Raw genomic sequence first — 8,993 nt, 5'->3', positions numbered from 1 at the left:
AGAAGATATCAATTGAGTCACCTCCTTGTAGTGCCTTTACTAAAGATCTACGGTGGGTAGATCAGACCAACACGTCACCGCTCCCTGAATGCTTTTTCGAAGGTGCTAGTTATAGGGGTAAGCAAATATTCTAGAAGAGTTCTGGAGCGCGTAATAACGTACACTTCCGCGGGCATCCCGTGATACAACTTCAGATTTACAAATTTTCCTGAATGAGACGACTTTGGTATTACTACCCTAAGAGAATAATACCTAGATCCGTTGGGATCAGCTAATGTGTCGGCTGAGACTTGTGTCACTATGCCGTTTATCAGCCCAAACTTACGTATATTGTATGCACTGAGACGTACTTTTGCACGAAGCCCACTATAATCTCCACTGGTAACAAGATTTTTTTCTAGAACTTGTGCGGATAAGATTTCCTCTATGTTTCTTGTCGGAATTTTCGCATCTATTACCAAATCATCGTCTATCGGCACTATCTCCATTATAGTACTTCCCGGAGTTATAACGCCTCCCTCGGTGTGGTGCTTTAACCCTACCACTGTGCCATTCTGCGGAGATCTAATGGTTGTGCGCCTGAGTATATCTTCCGAAGCTCTCAGCCTCTCTCTCAAATCTGTTATAGAATACGCAGTCTCCTTCAATTCGGAATTCGTTTTGTCCAGTACTGAATTCGTTACATTGATTATTTCAAGTCTATTTTCTCCAATTTTCTGCTCTACAGAAGCTATGGTTGCACGGATGTGTCCCAATTTTCCTTCAGACTCAGCATGCATGCGCTCTAAGTTCAGCATGTAAGGCTTGCCTATGTACCCGTCAGACAAGAGATTTCTTTTTGTCTCCAATTCCTCGCTAATGAGTCTATGCTGCTTCTCCTCGGATTCCAATTGAGCCGAAAGCCCAGATAATTCCTGCTTCAACTGCTTTATGCGTTGTTTCAGTATTTTTATATGTCCGGAAGTACTGGTATTCTGCGATAGGAATAGCTCATTCTGATTTTCAATCACTTTTTCTATTACAGACGGAGTTGATAGACTGTAAAGTTCATCGGGAAACGTGATAGACGAAGCGTTATCTTTCACTGCAAGTAGACGCGCCTCAGTCGCAAGAAGTACGAGAAGCCTCTCTTTTATGACACCCAAATTAGCTTCTGCAGCTGTGCTGTTTAGATACACGAGTGGCTGTCCCTTCTGAACGCTATCCCCCTCTTTTACCAGGATCTTCTTTATTATACCGCCCTCTAGGTGCTGAACTACTTGTCTATTCAGCGAGGAGACAACCTCCCCTGAAGCTATAACCGCTCCGTCTAACGGGGCAACCGCAGACCATATACCGAAGAGGCCAAAAAAGACGACAACTACCACAATTCCGACAAACAAAGGCCCCCACGAAGCCCGCAAAGCCTCGTTCTCATCGTTTTTCCTTATTCTGAAAATGAAAGCTACAATCCTATCTATGATGCCAAGAGATTTACTAAGAACTTTATAGTCCTTGGGTTTACTTTCCACATTTTGTTCTATGGAATCGTGGCCAAGTAGTTTTGGAAGGGATAACCACGTCCTTGCGGATGATATTGCTTTCAGGAATCTGCTGCAAGACATAACTATGGTCATCCGGTTACCAAACGAGTCTAAATAACACGAAAAGATTACCTCAGAAATTTATTTTTGTATTGATATGAGATGTAAATTACTTAATCTCTCATGTTACGGGGCACGCGGATCCCCCCTAACATCTTCCACAGCTTGTTCTTAAATTTATGAAATGTAAGTACGTTATCTATTCTTCTGTCTATAAACGCAAAAGTGTCCTCTAGATTATCAGATGTGTCACTGCCGAGATACATAAGGGAAGCAAAGTATATACCAGAAGCAGTAAGCCTTTTCGTATAGTAATCAAATTTCACTGAGGAATCTCCAACCAGATTCCACATTGTATCTGCAACACCGAAAGTGATTGAGGATGCAAAACACAAATGCTGTGGAGAACAGAAGTACCGTAGCAACTCTTTCGTATACTCTCTAAAATGCGGTAGGGAAGCTTGATATCTTATACATGCTTTGAGTAGGTACCCCATCCTGTCCCTTATTCGGGTAAGACCGCTAAAATCCGCCTCATTGCTTGAGAGGATAAGGAAATTGCTCAAAGATTTGTAGACATGTTTTAGTATGTCATCTATACCAGCGGGAAACATAGACATGTAATGCTCATAACCAAGGTTCTCACAGGCTTGTAGAAGAGTTTCATCTGTCAAACCACAGGTAGAAGAGAGGCGAATAACCTCGCTGCATATTTTTTGTATTACCTCATCGCTTTCGACAAGGCTGCACTCAGAAGTACCCAAGGAACAACACCTACACGTTCACAAGATGTAGAGAATACCACACGCTGCAGCATAATGGTAGGCGTAGATTTCAATACCCTACTTTTTGTTATTAGTCCCTCAATAATCGAGCCCAATGCGGGCTTGAGATGTCAACAGGAATATCAGTAACCTTCCTGTCTTTTCCCTCTAAATCGACAATGTGTACTTCTGATTCAGGGACATCGAAATCTAGTTTTTGTACGAATAGTAATACGTGACCATTTGGTGACCAAGTCAACCCTTCAATACTGCCTGTTGTCTTAAATAGGCTCTTCTCACCGGTACCATCAGCTCCTATTATGCCGATATGATATACACCTCCTTCCATTTTAATGAATGCAATCAAATCCCTCCTAGGCGACCATAAGGGTGACGCATACATCCCGTTACCAGAAGTTATTCTGCGCTGATCGCTCCCGTCAGAGTTCATCACATACAGATGCGGTACTCCACTCCTGTCGGAATTGAAGACTATATGCCTACCATCCCTAGAATAAGACGCAGAGGTGTTAACGGATTCCCCATTTGTTAGTTTCGTGAATTGCCCCCCATCAATGTCAAGGCTATAGATATCAGTTCTGCCATCCAGAACACGCGAAAGCAGTACCCTTTTTCCTCTAGGAGACGGTTGAGCACTGGAAATATTACCATCCAACTGTCCGATAGATGTCGATTCTCCGGTCCTTAAGTTGTGTACTAGTACTTCACTCTTATCAAGTGTGTTGGAAGCATATACAATTTTCTGGCCACCAGGGAGAAAATTTGGTGAGCTTACAAGCTCTTCACTGTTAATGATTGTTGTACTGTTGACTCCATCAGAGTCCATCATGCATATCTTATTTGGTGTAGGAGACTTGGCTACGTATAGCACTGCACTGTCAAAATAGCCACTATCACCCGTCAGCCTTCCATAAATTTCTCCAGATATAGCATGTGCGGCGCCCCTCCAGTTGCTTATTTCAAAGTTAAAAGACTTGCCAAATAGCTCCTTTCCAGAAGCAACATCAAGCATAAATAAGCTGAGCCTCATCCTGGCAGTAGAAGACTCTGAAATGTTTCCAGTTATAAGAATATCGTGTTTTAGAGATGACATAAAGTCGGTGGATGAATTGGAGATATCTTCTTTAGCCACCAGCCAGTAAGGTATCTCGTAGTCAACGTCAAAAACTCCGCTGCTAGATAGGTCGTTCACAACCACTTCGTAGCACTTTAGACCTATCTTGCGCTCAAGAACAGTAGAAGAACGAAAAGGAGATACGAGCACGCTAACTTTGTCCGCACTACCTCCTGAATGCACGTTCAAACGTAAGGAAGCTGCAGCTGCGTAGTCGAAATAGACGAACAAAAAACCCACAAAGAAAAATAGAGGAACAGCTCTCATTTCCTTCTACGTAAGTAATCCTACCATATATATTCAACGCGTACTTCAACCAGCGGTCTACCCCTTAGGATACCTTTAAAGAAAGCAAAGACAAGATTTCTTACATGACCCTTAATGTTAGACTGCCGCTTGGTACCATACAATCCTTCCTCTATTTTTTTTACAATTTTATTAAGCAGCACTCCATCTTCTACGTCATCAAGCACACCAGGTGCCAGTACCAAAGGCTCTTTTATTAACTTGTTATCCTTATTTAGTAGTAAAGTTACAATCACCGCGCCCGCATCGCGCATCTTTCTACGTGCATGCATCACGCTACTATCAGGAGAACGCATAAAAGTTCCGTCTATCCCGAATACTCCGCAACTTACTGACCCAACCTTCTTCTTTTCTACCAAATCTACGATGTCCCCAGGCGAACACACGATGGCGTCGCTTATGCCGCAGTCTTTTGCGAATCGTACATGCTCATACATGTGCATGTACTCCCCATGTACAGGTAAACAAAGCTTGGGATTCGTCAAAGAGTAAAGTGTGCGTACTTCATCTCTAGATGGGTGCCCTGAAACGTGCACTTTATGAGTAAATTCCGTAACAACTTCGACTCCCATACATACCAGCTTGTTGAACACCTTGAAAATGCGTCTCTCATTTCCCGGGATTATCTTGGATGAAAATATAACAGTGTCTCCATGCTCCAGTGATGCCATAGGATGTGATCCAGATGCAAGCCTAGCCGTAGCAGCGAGAGGTTCTCCCTGACATCCAGTACATAGGTAGAGGATCTCATCCCTACGCATTCCCTCTGCCTGTTTAGCATCCACAAATCTTTCTTCCGCATCGCTTAGATAGCCGCACTCCACTGCAGCCTGAATAGCCCTCATTAATGACCTTCCGAGCACTACGACCTTCCTACCAGCTTTTGCCGCTACTTCGCTCAACGTGCAAATCCTAGCTATGTTTGATGCAAAGAGAGAAACAGCTACCCGCCCCCGGCTACTCTTTACTATGTCCAGTATAGACTTATTTAAACTACCTTCAGTACCAGAGCTCTTGCTTGTGAATATGTTTGTCGAGTCTGATATTATCGCAAGCAATCCTTGGTCGCCCAGCTGCTTGAGCTTTTCGGTATCAGATACTTCTCCTATTACGGGCATGCTATCGAACTTCCAGTCCCCGGTGTGAAGGACGCTACCTACTTCTGTATGTATGGCTATTGAATGCATCTCAGGTATGGAATGCGTCATCCGAACGAACTCCAAAGTAAACGGACCTAACTCCAGAGTATTTACGGGGTCAACTTCCGTTATCGGAACCTCATCGAAAGCAAACTGCGCTAGCTTTAGACGCAAAAATGATGCAGTGAATTTTGTGGCGTATATGGGGCATTTCAGATCCCTCCACAGATAAGGTATCGCGCCTATGTGATCTTCATGTGCATGGGTCAACACGATCCCCAATAGGTCATCGCGCCTCTTGTTTATGAAACTCAAGTCGGCAACAACCATGTCCACTCCTGGCATGACCTCGCAGTCTGAGAATCCGGCTCCTAGGTCTACAATTATCCACTTACCATTGAAGTGATAGAGCGTGACATTCATGCCAATTTTCCCTACACCACCTAATGGAAGGAATAAAAACCCATCTTCACTAATATCCATATCTACGAGTACAAAGCCACAAACTTCGTAGATAACACATACATATGCACTTTGGAAGAAAAACCTTTTAAAGTATTAAGTATATTCGCCTTGGGGGCTGATACTTTAGAATGTGTACAAAAATTGTAATTGCAATAACTTTGACAACAGTTAGTATGTAGCAATTTTGTCCATCTGCTGGGTATTTTGCACTTCCTGGGTTTGCTACGTGTAATGGGAATGCTGAGGGAATATGGGTTTTGCGTTATCGACTTTCTAGAGGATCAAGGACATAATAAGGCGTCGGCTACGTTTTACTTTGCCAACGGGTGGGGAGGTATATAAAAGATTTTTATATGACAAGGTGATGCTTTTAAGTGCGTTGTCCTAAAGTTGTAGAACGCTATGCGATTATCGTTGCAGAACACATTCTCCGTGCAAACTCAGAAATGTGATGCAGAAACTAGAATTATATTGACTGTAGGTTATGATTATCTTATAAGTGAAGCTGCTTTGCTATCCTCGAGTCCGTGGGTAGCGCTTTTCGTGGTGATTTTAGGTTTTTGCATGCCCACTATTAATCAATTGGTGCGTTGTCCGAGGAAACCTCGTGGATCAGCCAATAAGGCTCCTGCCCTTCAGCGCAATCCTCAGAAGAGGGCTGTATGTGTGAAGGTTTATACCACCACGCCAAAGAAACCTAACTCTGCGTTGCGTAAGGTTGCGCGTGTTAGAATTGCAGGTTATGGTAGCGAAGTGATAGCGTATATTCCAGGGGAAGGGCATAATCTTCAGGAACACTCTGTGGTTCTCATCAGGGGTGGACGTGTGAAGGATTTGCCGGGCGTGCGTTATCATATTGTGCGTGGGGCGTTGGATGCTAAAGGTGTCCAGGGAAGAAAGAAGGCTCGCTCGAAGTATGGTGTAAAACGTGGTGGTTAGTTTCTAATTTTGGTGATGTATGTCTCGTCGCAAGAAGGTTTCCAGGAATAAGGTAACTGCCGATGGTTGTGTCGGCGGTGTATTGCTTGCTCGTTTTGTAAATGTTGTTATGCGCCAAGGCAAGAAGGCTTTGGCAGAAAAGATAGTTTTCGGCGCACTTGATATGGCTGAGGCTAAATTTGGTGGCACCAGCGGCGTGTCTATATTCAATGCTGCTGTTGCAAATGTTATGCCGAAAATGGAAGTGCGTTCTAGAAGAGTTGGTGGAGTTACGTATCAAGTTCCGGTCGAGGTAAGGGAGGACAGGGCTACTTCTCTTGCGCTTAGGTGGATTGTTAAGGCTGCTCGCGCCAGTAAGAAGCGTAGTAGTAGTACTTACATGAGTTGCCTGTGTCACGAGCTGCTAGAGGCTTACAACAAGCGTGGTGGTGCGTGCAAGATGAAAGAAGAGAAATACAGGATGGCTGAGGCAAACAAGGCGTTTTCTCATTTCAGGTTTTAATGAATTTTGTAGTTTACAGTAGGGGAGTGAGAGGTGAGTAGCAAGGGCAATTTGTCCAAGTGTAGGAACATAGGGATAATGGCGCATATTGATGCGGGAAAGACCACTACCACGGAACGTATACTTTTCTATACTGGGAAGCAGAGCAGGATAGGGGAGGTCCATGAGGGCGCTGCGGTCATGGACTGGATGGAGCAAGAAAAGGAGAGAGGTATAACGATAACCTCTGCAGCTACTACGTGTTTTTGGGGTGGATGTAGGATTAACATCATTGATACTCCTGGTCACGTGGATTTTACAATAGAAGTCGAAAGGTCTCTGCGCGTATTAGATGGCGCTGTAGCTGTGTTCGATGGAGTTGCTGGGGTAGAGCCGCAATCTGAGACTGTGTGGAGGCAGGCAGACAAGTATAACGTGCCCAGAATATGTTTCGTTAATAAGATGGACAGGGTAGGCGCGGATTTCTATGCGTGTGTGGACATGATAAGGGATAGGTTAGGTGCTATTCCTTTAGTTTTACATCTTCCCATGGGAGTAGATAAAGATTTCATAGGTGTCATAGACTTGATGGAGATGCGCTCCATCGTCTGGGAGGAAGATTCTCTTGGTGCAAAGTTTCATTATGGTGAAATTCCGGCAAATATGCTCGAGAAAGCTCTCCAATATAGGTCCAAGCTCGTAGAGACAGCGGTTGAGATGGACGATGAAGCCATGGGCATGTATTTAGAGGGATCTGAGATCTCCGTGCAGGTACTAAAGAGGTGTATAAGGGCTGGGGTCATCGGTTCTAAATTCGTTCCCGTGTTATGTGGATCTGCGTTTAAAAACAAAGGCGTGCAGCCTCTCTTGGATGCTGTTGTAGATTTCCTTCCTGCGCCTACTGATATTCCCGCTATTCAAGGAGTGGATGCGAAGAATACGGAGGAGATAGTTACCGTAGAGACTGGGGAAAAAGGCAAGTTTGTTGCGCTGGCATTTAAGGTAGTAGTTGATAAGTTTGTTGGTACCTTGACATTTATACGTGTGTACTCTGGAAGATTGACGAACAAAACCGTGGTTTTAAATTCTACGAAGGGAGTTACGGAGTCTGTTGGTAGGATATTGTTGATGCATGCCAACAACAGAGAGGACATATCAGAGATACGTGCGGGTGATATAGCTGCTCTTGCGGGTTTGAAAAAGACTACCACTGGTGACACGTTGTGTGATCAGAATTTCCCCGTGATACTGGAAAAAATGGACTTTCCGGAGTCGGTGATGGAGATAGCTGTAGAGCCGGTTTCTACTGCTGATCAGGAGAAGATGGGGACGGCATTGTCTAGGTTGGTTGCTGAGGATCCATCACTGAGAGTATTCATGAATGCTGAGAGTGGGCAGACTATTCTGAAGGGCATGGGTGAGTTGCACTTAGAGATTATAGTAGACAGGATGAAGAGGGAGTTCGGCGTGGAAGCTTCTGTGGGCGCTCCTCAGGTTGCTTATCGTGAAACCATAACCAAGGCTACGGAGATCGAGTATGTGCACAAGAAGCAGACAGGTGGTGCTGGGCAATTCGCGAAAGTTAACATACTGTTCGAGCCTCTCCCCCCTGGTTCAGGTTTTGAATTTGAAAGCAAGATAACCTGTGGAGCTATACCCAAGGAATATATTCCCGGGGTTCAGAATGGGCTGGAAAGTATAAAAGATACTGGTATAATAGCCGGGTTTCCGGTGATTGATTTTAAGGCTACGCTTATAGATGGGGCGTTTCACGAGGTAGATTCCAGTCCTCTAGCTTTCGAACTAGCTGCCAAGGGGGCTTTTAGGGATATGGCGAATAAGGCCGCTCCTATAATTCTCGAGCCCATCATGAGAGTTGAGATTATAACTCCTGAAGAGTATATGGGTGATGTGATAGGTGACGTAAATAGCAGAAGGGGGAAGATAGCAGAGATGCAGGATCGTCACAACGCAAAGTTGATTACCGCGCATATTCCTCTGGGTAGTATGTTTGGGTATGTCAAGGATTTGCGATCCATATCACAGGGGAGGGCGCAGTATAGTATGTACTTTGCTCATTATGAGCGTGTGCCGGAGAACGTTGTTGTTAGTAGTATAAAGAAGTAGGTAATAAAGGATGACAGAAGGGGGAAGGAAGCCGCATATAAACGTAGGGACGAT

Annotated in this window: 8 protein-coding genes; 4 read left to right on the top strand and 4 right to left on the bottom strand. The window is 44.4% G+C overall.

Annotation, left to right across the window (positions count from 1 at the left end):
* Positions 1-74: 74 nt before the first annotated feature.
* From R4I06_RS03695 to R4I06_RS03680, 4 genes are all read right to left on the bottom strand, one after another.
* Positions 75-1,616, bottom strand: a complete 1,542-nt coding sequence (locus tag R4I06_RS03695) for an HlyD family type I secretion periplasmic adaptor subunit (RefSeq protein ID WP_334414202.1) — start codon at positions 1,614-1,616, stop codon at positions 75-77.
* 80 nt (positions 1,617-1,696) lie between these two features.
* Positions 1,697-2,347, bottom strand: a complete 651-nt coding sequence (locus R4I06_RS03690; RefSeq protein WP_334414201.1) for a COQ9 family protein — start codon at positions 2,345-2,347, stop codon at positions 1,697-1,699.
* Between the two features lie 91 nt (positions 2,348-2,438).
* Entirely contained in the window at positions 2,439-3,749 is a 1,311-nt protein-coding gene (locus R4I06_RS03685; RefSeq protein ID WP_334414199.1) for a translocation protein TolB, read from the bottom strand.
* Between the two features lie 20 nt (positions 3,750-3,769).
* Positions 3,770-5,410, bottom strand: a complete 1,641-nt coding sequence (locus R4I06_RS03680; RefSeq protein WP_334414198.1) for a ribonuclease J — start codon at positions 5,408-5,410, stop codon at positions 3,770-3,772.
* A 186-nt stretch (positions 5,411-5,596) separates the two neighbouring features.
* Here R4I06_RS03680 and R4I06_RS03675 point away from each other — a divergent pair, with 186 nt between their 5' ends.
* The 4 genes from R4I06_RS03675 to fusA all read left to right on the top strand — a co-directional run bounded on the left by R4I06_RS03675 (position 5,597) and on the right by fusA (position 8,939).
* Complete coding sequence (locus R4I06_RS03675; RefSeq protein WP_334414197.1) at positions 5,597-5,734, top strand: hypothetical protein; 138 nt, start codon at positions 5,597-5,599, stop codon at positions 5,732-5,734.
* A gap of 222 nt (positions 5,735-5,956) precedes the next feature.
* On the top strand, positions 5,957-6,331 hold the full coding sequence (gene rpsL, locus R4I06_RS03670; RefSeq protein ID WP_334414204.1) for a 30S ribosomal protein S12: 375 nt from the start codon (positions 5,957-5,959) through the stop codon (positions 6,329-6,331).
* Positions 6,332-6,350: 19 nt separating this feature from the next.
* Complete coding sequence (gene rpsG, locus R4I06_RS03665; RefSeq protein WP_334414196.1) at positions 6,351-6,833, top strand: 30S ribosomal protein S7; 483 nt, start codon at positions 6,351-6,353, stop codon at positions 6,831-6,833.
* A 33-nt stretch (positions 6,834-6,866) separates the two neighbouring features.
* A complete protein-coding gene (gene fusA / locus R4I06_RS03660; protein ID WP_334414195.1) occupies positions 6,867-8,939 on the top strand; it encodes an elongation factor G in 2,073 nt (690 codons plus the stop codon).
* Positions 8,940-8,993: the final 54 nt, after the last annotated feature.

The organism is Anaplasma bovis (assembly GCF_036903315.1).
GTDB classification, from domain to species: Bacteria; Pseudomonadota; Alphaproteobacteria; order Rickettsiales; family Anaplasmataceae; genus Anaplasma; species Anaplasma bovis.
Note: the sequence above shows the minus strand (reverse complement) of the source record. Positions and strands in the feature narration are given on the sequence as shown.